The sequence below is a fragment of the Thalassospira sp. UBA4513 genome, assembly GCF_002388495.1.
GTDB lineage: Bacteria > Pseudomonadota > Alphaproteobacteria > Rhodospirillales > Thalassospiraceae > Thalassospira > Thalassospira tepidiphila.
Window position 1 is genome coordinate 5844 of sequence record NZ_DGMR01000031.1, and the last position, 736, is coordinate 6579.

Here is a 736-nt window from a genome sequence, read left to right on the forward strand (position 1 = left end):
CTGGCGGGGATTTCCCTGTCCTGGCATGTCGATACGCCTGCCGGGCCAAGCATCGTGATTTCGGCCGCGGCGATCTTTGTTGCCAGCGGCATTGTGATGAGTGCCAAGCGCCACTTTGCAGGTGGCTAAAGCGTTATCACTGCAAACGCGGTGATCAGCCCGGCACCCGATTCCGTAAAGCGCAGATAGAACCGCGTGAAAGGATATCGGCGTGCCGCAGCAATCATCAACAGATCGTAATCCAGTATCCGCTTCGGCTTTCTTTGCGTCCATCCCGGTCCCCGCGCGTTGGTTCGGGCTAAGTGGCGCGATCCCGTTTGTTGTCTTGTCAATTGGCGGGGCATTCTTGTCGGGTGCACATCAGTCATTGGCCTATTTCACCCTTGTCGCCTATGGCGCGGTGATTTTGTCATTTCTGGGCGGCGTGCATTGGGGAAGGGCAATAAATGCCTTTGATAAGGGCAGTGGTGCCGACAAGTTCCTGTGGGTTTCGCTTGGCATCAGTGTGGTGCCGTCGCTTATCGGATGGTTGACACTGCTTGTGCCGCTGGCGATTGGGTTGCCCGTTTTGGCGGCGAGCTTTGCGGCCATGCTGTTGATTGACTTGCAGACAGTGAAAGGCGGTCAGTTTCCGACGTGGTATGGCAACTTGCGCGTCATCCTGTCGGTGATTGTGATTGCGTCGCTTTTGTTTGCGTGGCTCTAAGACCACGAAGGTTTACAGGCTTGAACAGCT

1 protein-coding gene is annotated in these 736 nt (G+C 56.0%); it reads left to right on the forward strand.

All coding sequences use genetic code 11. From position 1 onward, the window contains the following. The first annotated feature begins 211 nt into the window (after window positions 1-211). Window positions 212-706: a DUF3429 domain-containing protein gene (locus B2T33_RS12225; RefSeq protein WP_197145086.1), complete on the forward strand. Its 495-nt coding sequence runs from the start codon at window positions 212-214 to the stop codon at window positions 704-706. Window positions 707-736: the final 30 nt, after the last annotated feature.